The 19,483-nt window shown below is 60.2% G+C and carries 16 protein-coding genes and 3 pseudogenes; 9 read left to right on the top strand and 10 right to left on the bottom strand.

Annotated elements, in window-relative coordinates; all coding sequences use genetic code 11:
• The first annotated feature begins 310 nt into the window (after window positions 1-310).
• Window positions 311-1,495 (top strand): adenylate/guanylate cyclase domain-containing protein, encoded by a 1,185-nt coding sequence (locus U0023_RS24530; RefSeq protein WP_009491983.1) that lies wholly within the window; start codon window positions 311-313, stop codon window positions 1,493-1,495.
• 106 nt (window positions 1,496-1,601) lie between these two features.
• On the top strand, window positions 1,602-1,826 hold the full coding sequence (locus tag U0023_RS24525; protein WP_009491981.1) for a DUF6894 family protein: 225 nt from the start codon (window positions 1,602-1,604) through the stop codon (window positions 1,824-1,826).
• Between the two features lie 169 nt (window positions 1,827-1,995).
• On the opposite strand, the gene U0023_RS24520 is transcribed toward U0023_RS24525, so the two are convergent.
• The 4 genes from U0023_RS24520 to repA form a co-directional block, all read right to left on the bottom strand.
• Window positions 1,996-3,018, bottom strand: a complete 1,023-nt coding sequence (locus U0023_RS24520; protein ID WP_009491979.1) for a purine-nucleoside phosphorylase — start codon at window positions 3,016-3,018, stop codon at window positions 1,996-1,998.
• Between the two features lie 220 nt (window positions 3,019-3,238).
• Entirely contained in the window at window positions 3,239-4,378 is a 1,140-nt protein-coding gene (locus U0023_RS24515) for an RHE_PE00001 family protein (RefSeq protein WP_322883831.1), read from the bottom strand.
• Between the two features lie 615 nt (window positions 4,379-4,993).
• Window positions 4,994-6,148 (bottom strand): plasmid partitioning protein RepB, encoded by a 1,155-nt coding sequence (gene repB / locus U0023_RS24510; protein WP_009491975.1) that lies wholly within the window; start codon window positions 6,146-6,148, stop codon window positions 4,994-4,996.
• Window positions 6,148-7,389 (bottom strand): plasmid partitioning protein RepA, encoded by a 1,242-nt coding sequence (repA, locus tag U0023_RS24505; protein WP_009491973.1) that lies wholly within the window; start codon window positions 7,387-7,389, stop codon window positions 6,148-6,150. Before repA ends, repB begins: the two co-directional genes overlap by 1 nt.
• Before the next feature lie 1,522 nt (window positions 7,390-8,911).
• On the opposite strand from repA, the gene U0023_RS24500 reads away from it, so the two are divergent.
• Window positions 8,912-10,003 carry a P1 family peptidase gene (locus U0023_RS24500; protein ID WP_009491971.1) on the top strand — a complete coding sequence of 364 codons (1,092 nt, stop codon included), beginning with the start codon at window positions 8,912-8,914 and terminating at the stop codon, window positions 10,001-10,003.
• A 155-nt stretch (window positions 10,004-10,158) separates the two neighbouring features.
• Here U0023_RS24500 and U0023_RS24495 read toward each other — a convergent pair whose 3' ends face one another.
• From U0023_RS24495 to U0023_RS24485, 3 genes are all read right to left on the bottom strand, one after another.
• Window positions 10,159-11,082, bottom strand: a complete 924-nt coding sequence (locus U0023_RS24495) for a recombinase family protein (RefSeq protein WP_322883830.1) — start codon at window positions 11,080-11,082, stop codon at window positions 10,159-10,161.
• 61 nt (window positions 11,083-11,143) lie between these two features.
• The gene (locus U0023_RS24490) at window positions 11,144-11,542 is read right to left on the bottom strand and encodes a PIN domain-containing protein (RefSeq protein ID WP_322883858.1); all 399 of its coding nucleotides are present in this window, start codon (window positions 11,540-11,542) and stop codon (window positions 11,144-11,146) included.
• A 27-nt stretch (window positions 11,543-11,569) separates the two neighbouring features.
• On the bottom strand, window positions 11,570-11,782 hold the full coding sequence (locus U0023_RS24485; RefSeq protein ID WP_154660874.1) for a hypothetical protein: 213 nt from the start codon (window positions 11,780-11,782) through the stop codon (window positions 11,570-11,572).
• Window positions 11,783-12,206: 424 nt separating this feature from the next.
• Here U0023_RS24485 and U0023_RS24480 point away from each other — a divergent pair, with 424 nt between their 5' ends.
• From U0023_RS24480 to U0023_RS24465, 4 genes and pseudogenes are all read left to right on the top strand, one after another.
• Window positions 12,207-12,932: a hypothetical protein gene (locus U0023_RS24480; protein ID WP_009488711.1), complete on the top strand. Its 726-nt coding sequence runs from the start codon at window positions 12,207-12,209 to the stop codon at window positions 12,930-12,932.
• Window positions 12,827-13,345, top strand: coding sequence for a DUF1612 domain-containing protein (locus U0023_RS24475; RefSeq protein WP_245272822.1), 519 nt, complete (start codon window positions 12,827-12,829; stop codon window positions 13,343-13,345). Before U0023_RS24480 ends, U0023_RS24475 begins: the two co-directional genes overlap by 106 nt.
• A gap of 136 nt (window positions 13,346-13,481) precedes the next feature.
• On the top strand, window positions 13,482-14,279 hold the full coding sequence (locus U0023_RS24470; protein WP_009488709.1) for an SDR family oxidoreductase: 798 nt from the start codon (window positions 13,482-13,484) through the stop codon (window positions 14,277-14,279).
• A gap of 6 nt (window positions 14,280-14,285) precedes the next feature.
• Window positions 14,286-14,435, top strand: a pseudogene (locus U0023_RS24465) (trehalase-like domain-containing protein); the annotation flags it as partial.
• A gap of 53 nt (window positions 14,436-14,488) precedes the next feature.
• Here the strand turns inward: U0023_RS24465 and U0023_RS24460 are convergent.
• The 3 genes and pseudogenes from U0023_RS24460 to U0023_RS24450 form a co-directional block, all read right to left on the bottom strand.
• Complete coding sequence (locus tag U0023_RS24460; protein ID WP_009488708.1) at window positions 14,489-15,457, bottom strand: IS5 family transposase; 969 nt, start codon at window positions 15,455-15,457, stop codon at window positions 14,489-14,491.
• Window positions 15,458-16,457: 1,000 nt separating this feature from the next.
• Window positions 16,458-16,685, bottom strand: a pseudogene (locus tag U0023_RS24455) (IS5/IS1182 family transposase); the annotation flags it as partial.
• A gap of 4 nt (window positions 16,686-16,689) precedes the next feature.
• A pseudogene (locus tag U0023_RS24450) lies at window positions 16,690-16,830 on the bottom strand (IS6 family transposase); the annotation flags it as partial.
• Between the two features lie 329 nt (window positions 16,831-17,159).
• Here U0023_RS24450 and U0023_RS24445 point away from each other — a divergent pair.
• Window positions 17,160-18,389, top strand: coding sequence for an ABC transporter substrate-binding protein (locus U0023_RS24445; protein WP_009488705.1), 1,230 nt, complete (start codon window positions 17,160-17,162; stop codon window positions 18,387-18,389).
• A gap of 61 nt (window positions 18,390-18,450) precedes the next feature.
• Window positions 18,451-19,398 (top strand): YVTN family beta-propeller repeat protein, encoded by a 948-nt coding sequence (locus tag U0023_RS24440; protein WP_245272830.1) that lies wholly within the window; start codon window positions 18,451-18,453, stop codon window positions 19,396-19,398.
• Window positions 19,399-19,483: the final 85 nt, after the last annotated feature.

Raw genomic sequence — 19,483 nt, 5'->3', positions numbered from 1 at the left:
GGTGCCGCGGTCCTCGAAGAGGCAGGGCTAAATGGCTGGACCCGCAGTGGGTATGCCAGCCTGATTAGTGGCATGCCGCCAAGGGTTTCCGGCTAAAAGTCGGCTTGGGGTCAAAATTTCACCTTCCGGCCGCTCAACGAACGTGGGCCGATGATCGCCGAAGCGGACCATGCGCTAGCGTCTCAGGAGTGCCACGCGCTGCTGTTAGGCAGTGTTGTGTCGGTTCGCGTCTGGCCGGATACTTGTCAGGAGCGCTCCGAGCGAGTTTGCTGCATCCATCGGCATCGGCGGGGCACAGGTGGGATACGCCATGCCACATCAGCGGTTTTCCGACCTCGATGTCCTCAAATTCGCCACTTGGTTGGTGGGCACGGCACGCGTGTTTCTCTCCCCAGTCGAGATCGTTGCCCAAGCCTGCGAACGACTTACAGGCGCAGGGATCCCGCTCTGGCGTGTGCGGGTCGGGCAGCGGCTGATCAATCCGCTGATCGGAGCCTGGGGGGTGATCTGGATGCGAGAAACTGGAGCCGAAGAGTACACCGTCCCGCGCAGTGTCCTGGCAACAGGCGCATTCACTGGCAGTCCGTTCGAACATGTGATTAGGACGCGGACTCGTTTCTACCGCTCCCTGCGCGACCTCGATCCCATCCGGGACCATCCGGTGCTCTTCGAGCTTGCTGCGGATGGTAGCACCGATTATCTGGCACTCCCGATCGTCTATGGGGACGGCTCGGTGCAAGGGGCTGCATTCACCACCGATGCCCCAGATGGGTTCAGCCAAGCAGCCACGGCGCTGATCGAGGACCTTAGTCCCTTTATAGCAGCGGCGCTGGAGCCCGCCGCGATGCGTCGCTCAGCCGAGAGCCTGCTGCGAACCTACCTGGGCGATGGCCCTGCCCAGCGCATTGCCGCTGGCGCCATTCGTCGCGGTGATCAGATTGCGATCGAAGCCGCCGTGCTGCTGACCGATCTACGTGGATACACCCTTCTCTCGGAGCAGTTGCCTCCCCATGAGCTTCTGGAGCGCCTTGGCCAATACCAAGAGATAGTGGTCACCGCGGTGCGGGCCGAGGGCGGGGATGTGCTGAAGTTCATGGGCGATGGTGTGCTGTCCATCTTTCCGGTCGAGGGCAGTGGACTTGAGAAGGCGAGTGGCCGCGCGCGTCGGGCTCTGGAGGCGGCCTTGCTCCAAGCGGAGCAGATCGCAGACCTGCGATTTGTCGGCTGCCTACACGCCGGCTCTGTGATCTACGGCAATATCGGCAGCCCGGATCGACTGGACTTCACCGTCGTGGGTCCCACAGTCAACTTTGTCTGCCGGCTGGAGGCGGTTGCCAAGAACGCGAACTGTGTCGCTGTGTGTTCGCGGGAGGTGGCGGCCTGCTTTCCGGCGGCCACCACACGGTGGCTTGGAACGTTCACACTGCCGGGGATCCCAGACGCGCAGGCAGTCTTCGAGTTGGCCACACCCAGCAGAGGTTTAGGGGCCGATTGAGCGATTGGCGAGGAGATGCAGCGCAAGATGACGCCTGCCCGTTAACTTGGGTGATGGCGAAACCTCCGGAATGGTCGCAGAACAACGCTGGCCCGAGGGAGAGACCATGCCACGCTACGTCTTCAATGCATCGAGCGGCATCTGCTTTGCGCAGGAGTTCGAGATCCACCATTTCGCAAATTTGGAGACAGCCTGTCACGAGGCTCACCGGGTGGCCAAGCGCTTTCGCGCCTATTTGCCCCGCAACCTTCGACAGGAAACTCTGATGGTCGAGATTGTGGAGGAGGCGGGCCAAGAGTCTGCGATATTGCGGTTGGAAGCGCCCTTCTAAACCTGCAAGCAACATATCCAACCAAGCTTCAAACAATGGGCTGCCCGGTTCCTACGGCACCAGCCGGATAGTCAGCAACGGGTCAAAGTTTACCGTTGAGCGGACCGCACGAAGGTCCGCTCACGCTGAGAATGCAGAAGTCCGGCTAAGGACCGACCCGTGCCAAGTGTTACTGTCGCGGCAATGGCGGCACGCCCTTCTGCCACTCGGGCCAGTGCGCCACGATATGATCCACCATCCGGCTCCCCACCGCAGCAATGTTGTCCACCGTCTCGGCAAACCCACCCGCCGTCTGGCCGGGCGCAGGATCGAGATGCTCGAGCGTGGTCTCGTTCGGGTTGCCCTGGTCGAAGTTCACGGCACCGCGGAGGCTCAGGAGCCGATGATCGCCCAACGTCCGCTGGACGACCTGCGCGATGGCCGCTGCCTCCATCTCGGTGATCAGGTAATCATCTGCGCCATAGAGCTTGGCGATGTACTGCGCCTGGGCTGACATGCCCGGGCCATGGAAGAACGTGTCCCCGGTCATATGCGTGCCGGTCTTCACGGCCGGCGCTCTTTGAGCGGCCTCCTGCGGATAGCGCATCCGGTAGGATCGTGCTGACTCCGAGTCCTTGAGATTGATCTTGCCCGTCAGCTGCATCGCCCAGCCGACGAGATCGGGATTGAGCTGGAACAGCCGGACCTTCTCGTAGCCTTTGCGCGGCATGAAGGTCGGGGCACCCGGTTCCCCTTCCTCTGGAGCCCAGCGATGGCCGAGGTCGTAGTCGACCAGCCAGGTGGCCCAGCTGACGTCCGCAATGGTGCCGCGCTCGGGCGGGGTACCGGCCACGCCGCTGACAATGAAATAGGCTTCTGACATGTCGAACTGCGGGCTCAAGATGATCGCCTGGATCGACGAGGACGAGGCGACCTTCCCCATGCCGAGGACCGACCCGCAGACCCCATCATCATTGCAGTACACAGGGCTCAGGGCTCCCTTCACGGGAATGGGCTTGCTCTGGCTGAAGTAGCGCTCATACCAATGCTGGAACTCGCCGGCCCGGTCACCGGTGTTTTCCCCGATTTCGAACATCGCGCCGATCAACACCTTTACCTTGATCGGCTCATCAGCCAGGGCAGGCGATCCGGCGCTGACCATGAGCGAGATCGCTGCCGTCGCGGCAACCTGGAGCATTTTAGGGACTAGCATCGCAACAATCCTTAGCAAGAGACGGGCCCGGGATAGGCCGGTCGCCAGCACGCTCCAAGAGCGAAGAATGGGCAGATGGCTAATCTTTGGTCAGCGCCGTGCCGTCCGTTCAGAGGGGGCGCGCGAGGGGATGATTCCTGTAGTCACATGGCCGCACTACGGGCCGGTCTGGCGAGCTGCGATCAGAGGTCGAGATGCGGCCTGGATGATCCGACGGACACTACACGATGCCCCATGCTCGGTAACGGGTCCGGCCAGTGAGCTCCCGTGGGAGGGCCCCACCCAGTTGATGCAGCATGAGGTCCACTGCCTTTGGGGTGACCTTCAGCAATTTCGCGCCGAGTGGCACGGTCACCAATGGGCGGGACAGGAACAGATCGACCAGTTCCGGCAGCTTCGAGTTCGAGCGTGTCTTGGCTGTGACCCGTCCCATCAATTCTTTGGCCAGAATTAGCCTCTCCAGATCCTTGTTCGCGATCTCGAGTGCCTCCTCGACGACACTGCAAAAGCCGTCGAGTTTCTCCTTGGCCCCTTCCCTGCCCTGTGGACGGAACCTCGACTTCTTGAAGCCGGCGGCCAGTGGCAAGAGATGGTTCGTGAGCCCTCGCGCTCTCAGGATAGAGGCGGCCATTGTCAGCCCGAGCCACGGCAAGCGGGTATAGAGGTTGAGATCCAACCAGGAGTTCCAAGCGACGGCCGCTGTCGCAATCGCCGGCCAATGGGAGGTCCGTTTAACGAGGTCGAGCCACAAGTCCTCGGCTTCGGCCTCGTCCTGATCCGGGTCGTACACCAAGTGCGACCGGCTCTTCGGCAGCGGAGTTTCACCGGCCAGGACCCTCGTGGTGCGATCCAACACGGCGTCGATTTCAGCGAAATGCGCCTGCCAAGGGTCGGCATCATTGGCAAAGGCCGGATAAGCCTCGTCATCGTCGGGATCAGGCCGCCTGCGTTTCGATGCCGTCGCTTCCGAGCCGATCCCGCCGACACCCCTCAGAGCGGCCAATCCGTCGAACGAAACCGGCCAGGGCGCTTTTCGAGCCATTGCCGTCCGTCGAGATCTGAGGGCCGCCGCGGCTCGGGTGAGTTCGTGCGTCGGGCTGCGCACGTCCATTCCGGCGTCGTGAAGGACGAGATCGCCGACGTCGACGAGATGGCCATCGAGCATGAGGGCTCGGACCGCTTCGGTCATATCGCACCGGGATTGCCACCCCGCCGAAAGGCCGGAAGCCTCCAACCGAGCATCGAAGCGGAGAATGGCAATCGTGAGCTGCTCCAGACGACCCGCAATTGTCTCCCACGGTAATTCGGGAATGGCGATCGCGGACCGTTCCGGTCCTTCGTCGGTCAAACTCAAGCGCACCAGCAGCCCCCATCACTAGTTTCGCAGTATCTAAGCTCTTGTAGGAGAAAGAGTCTACTTCAACAACGGTAGCGTCCAGCGACTTGGCTACAGCTTGCCATGATTAGGCGAACCGGCCTGAAAATGGGCATTCTGGGCTGTTTGAGCCCTAAATCGGCCGATCTAGGCCAATCTTGGCCGCTTCTGACCGCCCCGCGGAGCAAATTCCCCGCAACTGACTAAGAAAGTACGACTACGGCAGCCCTCAAAAAGCAGTCTGGCGGCGACATCAACCGTTCAGTTAATGGTACTCCAATCTTTGTACAGCAGTTACCCTATATGAGGCTCGTTGTACCGCTCCCCTCCCCTCTAGGGTCTTCAGGTTGAAATACTAACCAAACGCTGTAGCTTGGCCAATCCACAGACTGCAGAGATCCTGAGAATCCGGCAACCTCTTTCGCAGAGATAATCTGGCATTGACGGATGGAAGTCGTACAAGCGGCTCCTGCTTTTTCACACCAGATAGTGTGGGTGCGTTTGGGAAGGATTAGGGATCTTTGCAGATGCAAAGATCTCCCGATAGCCTAGCTTGTTTTCTAAGAGCGGATTAGCGGCCGGCTCCATAGCGAGGTAGCGTTACTTGCTTTTCTGAGCCTCGAATTCCCGATATATGTCAGTTAGCTTTGAAGTTAGGAACCTAGCAAAGTCCGGCTCAGGACGCTGATCAATCTGGAGCGTGCACTTCGTCTCTGAAAAGACGATGCTTACAAGTCGGCGGCCGTGAGGATCTTCCCAGGATTGAGGTTTGGGCTGTTCCTTCTTCTGGAGGCGATCAACGAGGGCGCGGAAGCGAGCGTCAGAATTTAGGTCCCGAACGTCGGTTTCAGCCAAGATTTGTCGACCGCGCTTGATGCGAGTGGCGTCCTGGAGGAGGTCCATAAGAGTCCGCCAGCGGGGTCGACCGATCCCTGGTGCAGGTCCGATTGCTTCGATGATATCCAAGGGAATCCGAGAGCCGACCGCAATAAGGGATGAGAGATCTCCCTCATTGACCGAGAGTGCGTCTCGAATGATCTTTCGTTTGAAGCCTCGGCTCTCAAGGGCGACAACGAAGCGCGCCTTTTCGATGAAGGTCAGATCAAGGCGGGCGTTGTTTTCCTGACCTTGAGCAATGATCAGCTCTTCGTCTGTCATCTTTCGGACCGTGGCCCGGACCTTGATGCCAAGCCGTTCCGCGGCTTTTACGCGGCGGTGGCCGTAAGCGATCTGGTAACGGTCAGGAACGTTCGGATGCGGACGGACGAGGATAGGAACGAGTTGTCCCTTTTCTTTGATTTGCTCTGCGAGCCCTGCAATGGCTTCGTCAGTGCTCTCCATCCGATCCTGAACAAACGAAGCTTCCAGAACCTGAGGATCGATCTCGATGATCGTTTGACCGGTCTCCATCTGATCCTTGACAGCCTTGAGCTCATTCTCGACTGCGAAAGCTTCACTCAGCTTTCCAAGTGCACTTCCCGCAGCTCGATTAATCCCCCACTCTTTCTTCTTGGTGGGCGCAGGTTGGTCGCTAGCGTTACCATCAACTGAAAGTGCTGCTGCCAGCGAAGCCACAGAACCAGCTAACTGCTCTGCTTCCGACTGGGAGGACTCTGCACTTCGGATCATGGGCTTCCCACCCTCGTGGCGATCCTCAGTCACGAGGTTCGGGAATTGAGATGGCAACTGAAGGGCTTCAGGCTCCGACTGGGGCGTGGGCATGAGCCTGCTAAGAACAGAATTCTTCTTGCTCATTATGCTCTCCCCCAAGTCTTTCGAATAAGGCCTTCGATTTCGGCGTTGACGTTGTTCATGGCATCCATTGCTCGGTCGTACGTCGATTTAGTGAACCTCTCGCGGGACACCTCGTAGATGGTTTGCTTATTGATGCCGGCGTCTGCGATCGCTGTGCTCTTTAACATTGGGTTCTCAAGAACTGCTTCTGGGAAAAGGCCCCGCAAGTATTCCACCATGCCGCTTTGTGGACCGTCACCTGGCTCATAACGAGTGATGAGATACTTCATCCAGTCGTATTCAACCGTGCCTCCGAAATTCTTCACGACACCCAAGAGATCTGCCGTCATCGTCAAAAATTGTGACATGGACATCACATCGAGCATCTGCGGATGCACCGTCACTATGAGCGACGTGGATGCGCTCAAAGCTGCCAGTGTGAGGAATCCGAGTTGCGGCGGGCAATCGATCACCACGACATCGTAGTCATCCGCAACCTCGTTCAAAGCGATTGTAAGGCGTGAGAAAAACTTAGTTTCACCCGGGCGACGGTTGGCGAGCGCCTTTGGTGTCTCGTGCTCAAACTCCATCAGCTCAAGGTTCCCCGGGATAATATCGAGTCCTGAGATGTAGGTTTGACGGATAACCTCACTTGGGTGGCGAGCTTCATCGTCATAACGGATCGAGCCGTATATAGTTGCGTTTGGGCCAACGTCGAACTCAGGCTGGTAGCCATGTAGCGCGGAGAGGCTAGCTTGAGGATCAAGATCAATCGCCAATACTCGGTAACCACTTAACGCAAGATACTGCGCAAGGTGCGCCGCACTGGTTGTCTTCGCGCTACCACCCTTGAAGTTGACGCAGGAGATGACCTGAAGATGCTCTTTGCCGGACCGGTGCTTAATGTATCGCCGGCCACCGCGAGCATTCTCGTCGAGGTACCCGCGGAGAACATTAATATCATCAAGGGAATACATGCGCCTCCCGTTTGGGAGCGTCTCGGCCTCAGGGCCCTTCCCGTCCAAAGCGAGCTGGCGCAGATAGCCGTCGTCGACGCCAATAAGCTTTGCCGCTTCCCCTGAGGTAAACTTGCGAAGAGACTTTTGGGCCACTGGGGGATAGAGCGCCAATCGCTGTTGGTGGAGCGACTCGGAGAGCTCTTTGGCATGCATTAAGATGTAGTTGTCGTCCACTTTCGGCTGTTGTGGAGTTGCCTGTGTCTCGACCTGAGATTCATTCAGTCTTAGTTGAGGGACGGCCACGTCAACTCTCCTAGTTACGGAAATTTGCCGCTGAAGCAGCATCTGCCGTGAGCAAAGCCCGTGAAGTCTAAATGATTGGTTAACGCGGAGCTGGTTTAGCCCAAAAGGATGCAATTTCCCGTTCATTCCGCTCCTCGTACAGGGAGGGGCAGCCCACTTTGCAGCTGCAAAGTCCGGTTTGCAGTGTACCTGCTGCAAACTACGATTCGGCGTTAGCCCAGATAAAGGGCCGAGCATTCAGAGCATAGTTCGGATGCTTCTATCTGGATTGAGGTTTTCAAAATGTGCAGTGAGATTCGAAACTGGCCTGATTTGGACGGCAGCCTATGCCGATGGTCCAGTCGTCCGGGACTGGACTGCTCTCTCGAAAGTATCTCTGAGAGGATTTCTGCCCCTTCTAGGGTGGCTGAGCAGTTTTTGAGATCGCCGGATCCAGTCTTGTATCTAGCTAAATTGCTGGATCGAGGATCGTCCCGTCATGGGAGGCATCCTTAGATAAGGCAAGGCATGCACTAACGATTGGACTGACTTTATCAGTGAAACCAAGGATCTTTGCAGCTGCAAAGCATCGGCGATAGCTGTTCCCAGCTCATTGAATTGCAAGCGGATGAATTTGTCCGAGCCTCAGCGACCTGTGGAGGTGCTCCCATAAGCTCAGTATACTTGGTTGACATCAGATACTTTTGAGATGGCTGATGGCAATGCCGTTCTCCAATGGTCAGCAATCCCTTCGGTCGGACTGGCTAGTAAGGCCGTCCTAACCTCCGACCGCGGCCGTTCGAGCATTCTTGAAGTTATCCAAAGGCAGGAACTTTGCAGGTGCAAAGAAATGAAAGGGCAGCGTGAATCGCCCTCATTCATAGAATGCCACATCCACTACCTTACTCCTTGGTGGTGGTCATTGTCGGCCTTGCAACGTGGATAAAGGTACAGGATAGGTCGCCGTACATTCCAATAGCCGCCTGCCCTTCACGAGTACTCGGTTTCCTTGATCACTCACCTTGGGTAGGATCCTCTAGATCTGGCAGCACTGCTGATCATCTGTCGAGATTCATCACCGTTGTGACCCCATCCGATATAATCAATTCCACCTTTGAATTGGACGGCCCCAAGGCCCTCGTGACACTAGGGTATGCCTCACGACAAGACCCAATATCTGGTACTGGACCGCTGCGACCCGCGTGCCAACATGGCCCGGCTATATATACCCTCCATCGAGGCAAGTGTGTTTGGTGATATCGCCTTCATCCGTTCATGAGGCAGAACCGGGGTCGCTGGGTAGCGAAAGATTGAGCTGCATGACATAGAGGATAGCTCGATCGAAGCTTTTGAGGTTTGGCTGCATCTAAAGGAGAGGCGGGGCTATGTCGCCCGATCTGGTAGAAGGTAGGGCTTTACCTAACGAACCTCATAGCATCCAATCGGCGCTCTCCCCTGGGTGCCGATCTTCCCCTGGTTCATTGCCCCTCCAGCACGAGGTTCGACTGAAGGGTGGCACTCGAGCGTAGATCGTGAGGTCGTGATGAAACGTAGAATCTTCGCCCAATCCATGCTAGCGCTTTCAGCCGCCCCTCTCCTCGCCCGTCCAGCGAACGCCTCTAACGCTACTGAGGCATCCGGTCTGGCCTTCATGGGAGGCTCCATTACGGACGTTCCTGGGATCAAGGTCGGCCATCACACCCTCACCCGCCGGCCTACCGGCTGCACGGTCATCCTGTGCGAGGACGGCGCTGTGGGCGGCGTAGACGTACGAGGATCCGCCCCTGGTACTCGTGAAACTGACTTGCTTGACCCGACCAACGCCGTCCAGCAGGTCCAAGCTATCCTTCTATCGGGCGGCAGCGCTTACGGTCTGGAAGCTGCCACCGGCGTGATGCGTTATTTGGAAGAGCGCAAGCTCGGGTTCAAGTTGCGCGCGGGCGTGGTTCCGATTGTGCCCGCTGCCATTCTGATGGACCTCGGCGTTGGCGATTTCACCATTCGTCCAGACGCCGAGGCCGGTTACCAAGCCGCCCTCGCAGCAGCATCCAGCGCGGTGGCAGAGGGCAATGTCGGCGCAGGAGCAGGAGCAACCGTCGGCAAGATGTTTGGGTCTGCCTTTGCAATGAAGGGAGGTCTCGGAACGGCTAGCCATCGAGTTCCGGGGACTGACGTCGTGGTCGGCGCCATTGCAGCTGTGAATGCCGTAGGCGATATCTACCATCCCGATACCCGCCAGATCCTTGCCGGCGCCAGGCGAGAGGAGGGGCAGGGCTTCCGCGATACCATGGCAGCTATTATGGGCGGCTACCGCGTCGTGATCTCACCTGGCAGCAATACAACAATCGGGGCAGTGGCCACCAACGTGCCGTTCAACAAGACCGAGATGAGCAAGATTGCTCAGATGGCGCATGATGGTTTTGCCCGCAGCATCAATCCGGTTCACACGATGTCAGATGGTGACACGATCTTCGCACTATCGACGGGTAAGGCCTCGTCCGTCCGGGCTGACGTGTCCGCAATCGGCGCGATTGCTGCTACCGTGATGGCCCATGCAGTGGCCCGTGCGGTGGTTCAAGCCGAGAGCCTGACCGAACATCAGTTGCCAGCCCACAGAGACTATGTGAAGGGGTGAACAGAACCTTCAGGCCAGATCTCGGGAAAAGAGGAGGGGAACCACAGGGCCGCATTCGAACATAGTTGCTATTGGTTCCCATCAGCCGTGACCCACTGAGGGTAACCCCGCTTTCCATTGAGCCTCGTTGGGTCACACCATCCTTCGGCGAGGAGCTACTTTACGTTTTGCAGTGGCGTCGGCAGAACCAGCCCAGCGCTTCGTGCGCGATCAAGCTGCTGCTTGACGGAAGAGGCGTTCCATTTTGTCCCGCCTCGTGGGTTTCGCTCGCGCATGCGTTCGAGTTGCACAGCAATATCCCGCAGCGACAGACCCGGATCGGCCATGGCAATGCCAGCGATCAGCGTCATGAGCCGGTCCGCAGAGGGGCGGGGAGGGGACTTCTGAAGCAACGCCGGATCGGCCATGCGCTGCGAGACCAGTTTTCGAACGGCACGCCGAAGGCGCTCCTCCGTCCAATCTTGGCCCCATCCATTCAGAACCTGAACGACGTCGGACCACGGCTGGCCCGGCCGCATGCGCTTCACCGTGGGCATCCAGCGATCGGCCGAGGCAATGAGGGGGTCGAGATACCGCTTCTCTCGGGCAAGTGTCAGTCGGCGGACCGTTTCCGGGCGGTGTTCGCGAACCCCGGGGCTGCCGAGAACCTTCCCGCGGGCTTTGGCGGCCCGTAGCCCGGCCTTGGTGCGCTCGGAGATCAGCGATCGCTCGAGCTGCGCCACCGCACCGAGCACTTGCAGCGAGAACATGCCCTGGGGTGTCGACGTATCGATCGGATCCTGGAGCGATTTGAAATGCGCGCCCTTCTTCTCGAGCCCCTCAATGACCTCGAGCAGATGGCTCACCGAACGCGCCAGCCGGTCGAGGCGCACGACGACGAGCACGTCACCAGCCCGGATCCCCTTGAGCAGTTGAGCAAGAACCGGACGGGCCCGGGACGCCCCGGAGCCCTGCTCCTGATGGATTAGCCCGCAGCCGGCCGCCTCGAGCTCGATGAGCTGGGCGTCCGTCATCTGGTCGTCGGTCGACACGCGGGCATAGCCGATCAGGCGCCGTTTCGGGGCAGGGGAGGGGGCCATCAGGGGGCACTCATCTCGGTTCGGTTCTCGGGCTTACGATCGAGAGGATGACGTGCGAAGCTTATACGGCTGACAACAAGTTGGCGGTCGACCACGAGGGCCAGCCGGTCCCCGCGAAATCACGATCGTGGCTCCACAGGTCAGCATCCAAGGTCCAGGCCAAAGCCAGCAAGTGGGCATCGGTGACGCTGCCGTTACGGGACGCCGGCCCGTTGCTGAGCGCCGTTGCAGCTGCTGTCCTATCCTCGTCGGCGACGTCCTCACGGGCGATAATGGTCACGAGATCAAGCAGGCTTTCCAGAACGGCGAGATCGCTGGGCCTGACATGCCCGATGACCCGATAGGCCTCATCAAAGGCTTCTTCGCTGGTGAGCAGGCTCCGCCGTCCTGAGATCAGGTCTAGGTGTGCACCGGTCATTGACCCCAGGACCGCGGCTACAAGGATATTGGCGTCGACCACCAAGGCGGCTGGAACGCCGCGGTCGGCTCAAGGACCGAACTCGCGGTCAAGGGCAGCCTGCTCCTCGGGAGAGCGTTGGGATTGCGCCTGTGCCAGCGCCTGACGAAACCGTGCCCGGGCCGCTTCGGAAGCGGGACGCAGCGGGACGAGCAGAGCAACGGTTCGCCCATCGCTCTGCACAGGGACAGCACCTGGCAGCCGCTCGATCGAAGCCGCCGACAGTTTTTGGAGTTCTCTCATTGTTATCACATGTGCCATGCAATGTATGTAAACACGTAGGGCGGCGTTTTCAAGCGACGCGAAGCCGATTTGTACAATTTCACAAGGCGCGTACTAACGATCGTTTGCAAACGTTTCTCAAGCCATTTTGTTAACCAGCCCGGGAAGGAAGGACTTCCCACCAGCCTGCCAAAATGGCTTAAACTAAGGGCTTTTCGAGCCCTTCAGTGCTATCAAGGCTCGCGGAAGCGCCTCCAGAACGGCTCGCTCGACACACCTCTCCTGAACTGGGCGGATGCCGCTTTGCAGAATGCTGGAATGTCTCACCCTACGTCGTAGCCAAACCTTGCTTCGCTTCTCTCGGCTAAGCTATAGCTTCTTAGATCAATCACTTAGCTTGGGGGGCGCAAGCGTGGCTGGCCGGACAGGGCGAGGGGGCAATCCGATGGAATTCACTGACCTGGAGCGTCTGGACGCGCCTGCCCTTCCGGTGCTGGAACTGCCGTGGGAGAGCATCGCCGGTCGTCTGGAGCAGCTCACGATCGCCATTCTCCGCTTCGATGCCCGCCTGGAGGCCTCCGGCCTGGCTGCCGGTTGGCAGTCGCGCTGCGACATGACGGAGGCCGTGCGCGCTCTCCTTCTCGACGGACACCTCGTCGATGTCGGCGACCTGGTGCTGCACGATGCCGGCATGGACGTGCGCCATCCGACCCACGAGCTCACCCGGGCCGCGGCCGCCCTGCGCGCGCGGCGTACCGCCACGGCCAGGAAGGCACCGTGGCCGGTCTCCATTGACGGCTTGGCCGCCCTGCGCGGTCTCGGCGGTGTGGCCGAGGACACCAGCGTGCGCTCGAAGGTCAGGAAGCCGAACCCGGACGATGAGGAGGCGTATCTGCTCTATGCCAACGATGCTGATCTGTGGAAGGCGCATTTTGCCGAGATCGATGCCCTGCTGGATCGCACCAACCAGGTGCTTGCTGGCGAGACCCCGCTGCGGACAGCCGCTCGCATCTGGTCTATGACCCGGATCAGGATGAAGCCGAGGCCGAGGACCTGTGGCTTGACGTGGTCAAGCGCACCAGCTCGTGGCCAGCCATCGCCGCAGCCGCGGTGGCGTGGAACGCGTGGCTCGATCTCAACCTCTACACCCGCCTGCCGTGGCTCGGGCTGATTATGGCCGCCGCCATCTTGCGCGCCCGAGGTCTGACGAGCCATCTGCTGCCGCTGGCCGCCGGGTTCAAGCAGTCGAAGTTCCGGCCGCAGGGCAGGGAAGGGGCTCAGGCGAAGCTGGAGGGCTTCTGCCAGGTGCTGGAGGAGGCGCTGAGCCTCGCCCACAAGGACCTTGACCGGCTCGTCCTCGCCCGCGAGCTGATGAGCCGGGTCACCAAGGAGTGCCGCAGCAACTCGAAGCTGCCGGGGTTGGTCGAGTTGTTCCTGTCACGCCCGCTGGTGACGGGGCCGCTCGCGGCCAAACTGCTGAAGGTCACGCCCAAAGCGGTCGACCTGATGCTGACCCAGCTCGGGGGCGCCCTGCCGCGCGAGCTCACCGGCCGAACCCGCTACCGCGCTTGGGGTATCGTGTAAGGCCTGGTTGTTCCCGCCCGTAAACGCAAACGGCTTCACTCAGATTTGACTGATCCGTTCTCCGGAACCGATGGGCCAGAGACGTGTTCACGAACGGTCTCTGTGTCATCCGCCGGGCGCAGCTGCAGGAGAAGCGATGGTGTTGAAAGTTCAATCCGCTCTGGTGACGGGCGGCTCGTCCGGCATCGGCGCTGCAGTGTCACAAGCGTTCGCGGCCGCTGGCGCCAAAGTCGCCATCAACTATCACTCTGGTCGCGAGGCAGCTGAGGCCATCGCATCAGACATCAGAGCGTCCGGTGGCGAGGCTTTCGCCATCAAGGCCGATGTCTCAGATGAGGGTGCTGTCGAACAGATGATTGCTACCACCGTCGAGCGGTTCGGCCGGCTGGACATCCTCGTGGCGAACTCGGGTCTCCAGAAAGATGCGCCGTTCCGGGATCTCTCACTCGAGGATTGGCGGCGTGTCATCGACGTCAACCTTACCGGGCAATTCCTCTCCTGCCGCGGTGCCGTGCGGCAGTTCTTGGCACAGGACGAACGACCCGATCTGTCGAAGGCTCGCGGTAAGATCATCTGCATGTCCTCGGTCCATGAGGTGATCCCCTGGGCAGGGCACGTGAACTATGCCGCATCCAAGGGCGGCATCATGCTGATGATGAAGAGCCTGGCCCAGGAGGTCGCGCCTGACCGCATCCGGGTGAATTCCATAGCCCCGGGAGCAATCCGGACCCCGATCAACAAGGACGCCTGGGAGACAGAGGAAGCGCTCCGGAGGCTTCTCACTTTGATCCCCTACGGCCGTATCGGCGAGCCGGAGGATGTCGCCCGCGCAGCCGTGTGGCTCGCGTCTGACGAGAGCGACTATGTCACCGGCACAACCCTCTTCGTCGATGGCGGCATGACCCTGTACCCGGGCTTCGCGGACAACGGATAGCCGCCCGTGAGTTCCGCAACCACCCAACAGCTCATTGAGAACTACGGTGTCGTCGGCGACCTGCGCTCGCTCGCGCTGTTAGGCATGGACGGGTCGATCGATTTTCTCTGCTGGCCTCGGTTCGACAGTCCGACACTGTTTGCCGCTCTGCTTGACCGTGTTGCACGGGTCGGTTTGTGAACGCACTCCGCCCATCGCATGCCTTCAGTTTAGGTGATGCGGACGAACTTCGGGCGTCCAAGCTCAAGCATGCGGTTCAGGGCAGCAATGGCGATGGCCACCTCCGTCAGGCGACGCCGATCCGTCCGCGAGCGTAGCGCATCCCCGATCACTCGTTTCAGCCGGCTGATGGCGGCCTCGACCAGGGCCCGACGCGTGTACCCGGACCTCGTCTGCCAACCCGTGCGTCCATGCTCCGCGATGCTGTGGAGATGCCGGTCGCGCTGGGTCGGAGTGCTCTCGGCCATCTCGCTCGGTACCGCTGTTGATCGAGGTGGAATGATCACGTCAGCATCAGGATGACGCTGGGCGACGGTGCTATAGATGCCAGTCTGATCATAGGCTCCTTCGCCGATGAAGGAGGCGAGTGGCTCTGTGATCTGGTCGAGCAGGGGCTCGACCTGTGAGCCATCGTCGACATCATGGGGCGTCAGCTCGGAGGCGAGGATCTGCCCGGTCTCGGCATCGACCCCGATGTGCAGTTTGCGCCAGGATCGGCGTCTCCGGGTGCCGTGCCTCTCGGTCAGCCACTCGCCGGGTCCGCACAGCCGCAGGCCCGTGCTGTCGACCAGCAGGTGCACAGGTCCTCTGGAACCTGGACAGGGTTTTGGCACCTCCAGAGTCTCGGCGCGACGGCTCAGGGTCGAGTGATCCGGCACCGCCAGACCCAGGCCTAGGAGTTGGAGGATCGAGCCGATTAGCCCCTCGGTCTGACGCAGCGCCAACCGAAACACGGCTGACAGCGTCAACGCTGTCTGGATCGCCAAAGCCGAATAGTGGGGCTGACCACCGCGTGTCGTGCGGGGCTCGGCCCGCCAGGCGGCAATGGCTTCCGCAGAAAACCAGACCGTCAGGCTTCCCCACTGACGCAGGGCGGCGTCGTACTCGGCCCAGTTCGTTACCCGGTACCGCTGCTTGGGGATGCGATGCCGGCGGGCGGCATTGGCTTTGAACGGCACGGCAGGTGTCCGATAAGAGGGGCGCAGTCCTCCTATGTCGCCCGGTTCCAGTTACCAACTCGCCTATTCGTGCAATAACGCCCCTTGACGGAATTAATCAGGAACTCAGGGGGACATCAGAGCCGAGGCCACCACGCTTGCGGCATAGGACACGGCAAGTAGGATTGACGCGACCAAAGCAGTAGCCCCCAGCAAAAACAGCAAGAGGCTGAGGTTCCGCACCGTCCGCAGAGCAAGTTGCATGGCAAGGCTCCTGGCTGTCTGAACCAGAGCCTAAAGCTAACCGTGGCCATAATGTGACGTGTGGGCAAAGAAAAGGCCCCGCTAAGGAGCCTGAGTGTCAGGGAGGACCAATGAACTCCCAGCCCAAACTCAGTGTCTATCCGGATCTCCGGTAGGTCAACCCACCAAGTCTTTCCTCCGGTAATGAATGGCAGCTAGTCGCGCCTGATGTCCTCGTTCATTAATGTTATGGGTTGAATCTATTCAGAAGAAGTTCATTCAAGAAGTGGAATAGTCCTAGCTGACAACAGGAACGAAGCCCCGTTGCTTGGTGTTATTATGAACACATCCCCCTTTGCGGAGATTAAAATGCATTATGCTGGGCTCGTGAAGACAGGGTTGGCAGCTTTGATGCTATCAGGAGTTGTCACTGTCTGGTCTCATCCTGTCCAGGCAGGAGAGAGTACAGGGACGTGGCGAAATGGCATGGTCGCTGGGCCCTATGGCCGCGGCTATTACAGTCCCGATGGAGCTTACTACGGCGATGGGCGTTCCTATCGGCGCAGAGGCTATGCTCAAGACTATTACCGCCCGTCTCGCAGTTATCGTAGATACGATTACGTTGAGGAGCCTTATCCTCGTGTCTACAGGCGCAGCCCCAATCGGGAATACTATGAGGGTGGCTGGTAAGGTTCAAATGCTGGCTGTGCTGAATTTCCGCTGAGGTTGGCTGCTCAGGCTGACCTCAGTTGGGCTAGGCGAAGCTTCAACCCTGTTTTAGGGCTCGACGGCGGTGGTTCAACGCCTTTTGCCAGCCCCGCCGACCACGCTCCTGGATCATCCGAAGCTGCCGATCCCGCGGCGTCGGCGCCGTCTCGGCCGTGCTGCTCGGCACTGCTGTTGACAGCGGTGGCATGATCACCGCAGGGGCAGGATCTCGCTCGGCGATGATGCGGTAGACGGGTTCACCATCATACGCGCCATCAGCCGTGACCGAAGCGATCGGGCCTGACCTCAATCCCTCGGGCAGCAAGCATCTCCTCGACCATGCGCAGACTGAGAGGAAACCGAAAATAGAGCCGCATGGCCTGGCTGATCACCTCAGCCGGAAAGCGGTGGCGGGCATAGTGAGTACGGCAGGACGGTTTCATCCCTCAGATGTGCCGCGATCCGGTCACTCTTGGGTTAATTTGACGGTACCCTGAAATCCGCGTTTCAACCTCGACCATCCGATTTACCCCAAGGACATCGAGTGGGTCAGGAAAGGTGGGAAGAGAGTTTCCCGAAGGCCATGATCGAGGCCGCAGAACGCTACCCAGCAATTGCCAAGGGTGACAACCCGTCACTCCGGCTGACAGACCCGCCTTGTTCAGCGGAGCCATTGTGCAATAATCTTTCTCACCAGCCGAAGCGGTCGTGCGTCAGGTACTGCGTTTTCACGGCTATGCACTTCGGCCTCGTGTGAACAGGGCACCATACCATGGTACTGCTTCGCTCAAGTCAAAGCTTGTGGGTCCATTGGCCATTCTTCCCGTGGATCCTTAGCGTCTTCGTCGCCATCACCTCACCCATCCTCCCCGCGTGGGCGCAGACGCCGGATCCCACCGATATCCATATCGGGCTGATCACCCGTCAGCTGCCTCCGCCTCCTTTGTACGAATTCGATCCTGCGCCCGAGGATGAGGGTCTCGCAGGAGGACGCCTGGCGGTTCGCGACAACAACACGACCGGGCAGTTCACGGGCCATCGTTACGTTCTCGATGAGGAGACGCTCGAGGAGGGACAGGACCCGGTTGCCGCAGCGCGGGTGCTCGTGACGCGTGGCGTGGGATACCTGGTGCTCAATCTCCCGGCCGACGAACTCCTGGCGATTGCCGACGCGCTCAAGGGCGAGAACGTGGTACTGTTCAATGTCAGCGCCACCGACGACCGGCTGCGGGGTGCCGATTGCCGATCCAATGTGTTCCACGTGGTACCAAGCCGGGCCATGTTGACGGACGCCCTTAGCCAGTTCCTCGCCTTCAAACGGTGGCGTCGGCTGTTCCTGATCGTCGGGCCCCAGCCCGGGGACAAGATGTACGCCGAAGCCATGAAACGATCCGCCCGCAAGTTCGGGCTGGCGATCGCGGCGGAGAAGCCATGGGAGTTCGGTCCGCTGGCCCGTGCGAAGGCCGACAGTCCGACCACGGCAGGGGCCCTGACCTTCACACAGAACCTCGATTACGACGTCGCCATCGTCGCCGACGAGGCTGGGGACTTCGGCGACTATCTCGCCTTTCGGACGTGGGATCCGAAGCTCGTCATGGGCACCCAGGGACTGACCGCCACCACATGGCATCCGACATTCGAGGTCTGGGGGGCGGCGCAGGCTCAGACCCGCTTCCGGCGCGCGTCCGATCGCCTGATGCGGCCGCTCGACTACCAGGTCTGGATGGCCGTCAGGACGGTTGGCGAGGCCGTGACCCAGACGAAGGCGACCGATCCCACCGTCGTGAGGGGGTTCATCCGCGGAGCCGATTTCAGCCTCCCGGCCTACAAGGGTGTCTCGCTGAGCTTCAGGCCTTGGGACCAGCAACTCCGCCAGCCTCTTCTCCTCGTGCAGCCGCGCTTCCTCGTGTCGGTGGCTCCCGAGCAGGGCTTCCTTCACCAGCGTACGCCGCTCGACACCCTGGGCTTCGATCAGCCAGAGACCGCCTGCAAGCTTCAATGACATAACCGGGAGGATTGCCATGTCGTGGGATTTCGTCGGCCAAAGGACAGTGCTTGCAGTCATGGGGGTTGTCTGGCTGGGTGTCGCGGCCGACGCGAGCGCCTATACGATCTATGTCTCGAACGAGAAGGACAACACCGTTTCGGTGATCGACTCGGACAAGCTGGCTGTGGTCGCGACCTGGAAGGTCGGACGCCGTCCGCGAGGCGTCACCCTGAGCCCCGACGGCAAATGGCTCTACGTCTGCGCGAGCGACGACAACCGCATCGACGTGGTGGACACGGCGACCGGGAAGGTGGTGCGTAATCTCAGATCCGGCCCGGACCCCGAGCTCTTCATCCTGCACCCGAAGGGTAACCCGCTCTACATCGCCAACGAGGACGACAACATGGTCACGGTGGTTGACGTGGCGTCCAACCAGGTGCTTGCCGAGATCCCCGTCGGCGTGGAGCCGGAGGGGATGGGGATCAGTCCGGACGGGGCGGTCCTCGTGAACACGTCCGAGACCACGAATATGGCTCACTTCATCGATACGGCGAGCCACAAGATCGTCGGCAACGTGTTGGTCGATGCCCGGCCGCGGGTCGCCGAATTTTCCGCTGACGGCAACAGACTTTGGGTATCATCGGAAGTCGGCGGGACAGTGAGCGTGATCGATCCCGCTAGCCGCAAGGTCATCAAGAAGATCGGCTTCTCGATCCCGGGTATTTCGAAGGAGGCAATCCAACCGGTCGGCGTTCGGCTGACCAGAGATGGCAGGCGGGCGTTCGTCGCGTTGGGGCCCGCCAACAGGGTAGCGGTGATCAATGCGGAGACCATGGAGGTCGAGAAGTACCTGCTTGTCGGTCAGCGTGTCTGGCAGCTCGCGATGACTCCAGATGAGCGGCTCCTGATCTCGACGAACGGGATCTCCAGCGACATCTCGATCATCGACGTGGACGCCGCGAAGGTGCTGAAGAGCGTCAAGGTTGGCGGCTATCCTTGGGGCGTAGCGGTAGGACCGAAGTGAAAGGGATACCCCCTTTGCTGATGGAACCGCCTCGGCAAGAGGTCCATTGTCATGTCGTGCAATTCCTTTGAGGGAGGAGCGCACA

Origin of the sequence: Microvirga lotononidis, assembly GCF_034627025.1 — a bacterium.
Lineage (GTDB): Bacteria > Pseudomonadota > Alphaproteobacteria > Rhizobiales > Beijerinckiaceae > Microvirga > Microvirga lotononidis.
The sequence above is the reverse complement of the archived record's forward strand: the minus strand, read 5'-3'. Positions and strand labels throughout refer to the sequence as shown.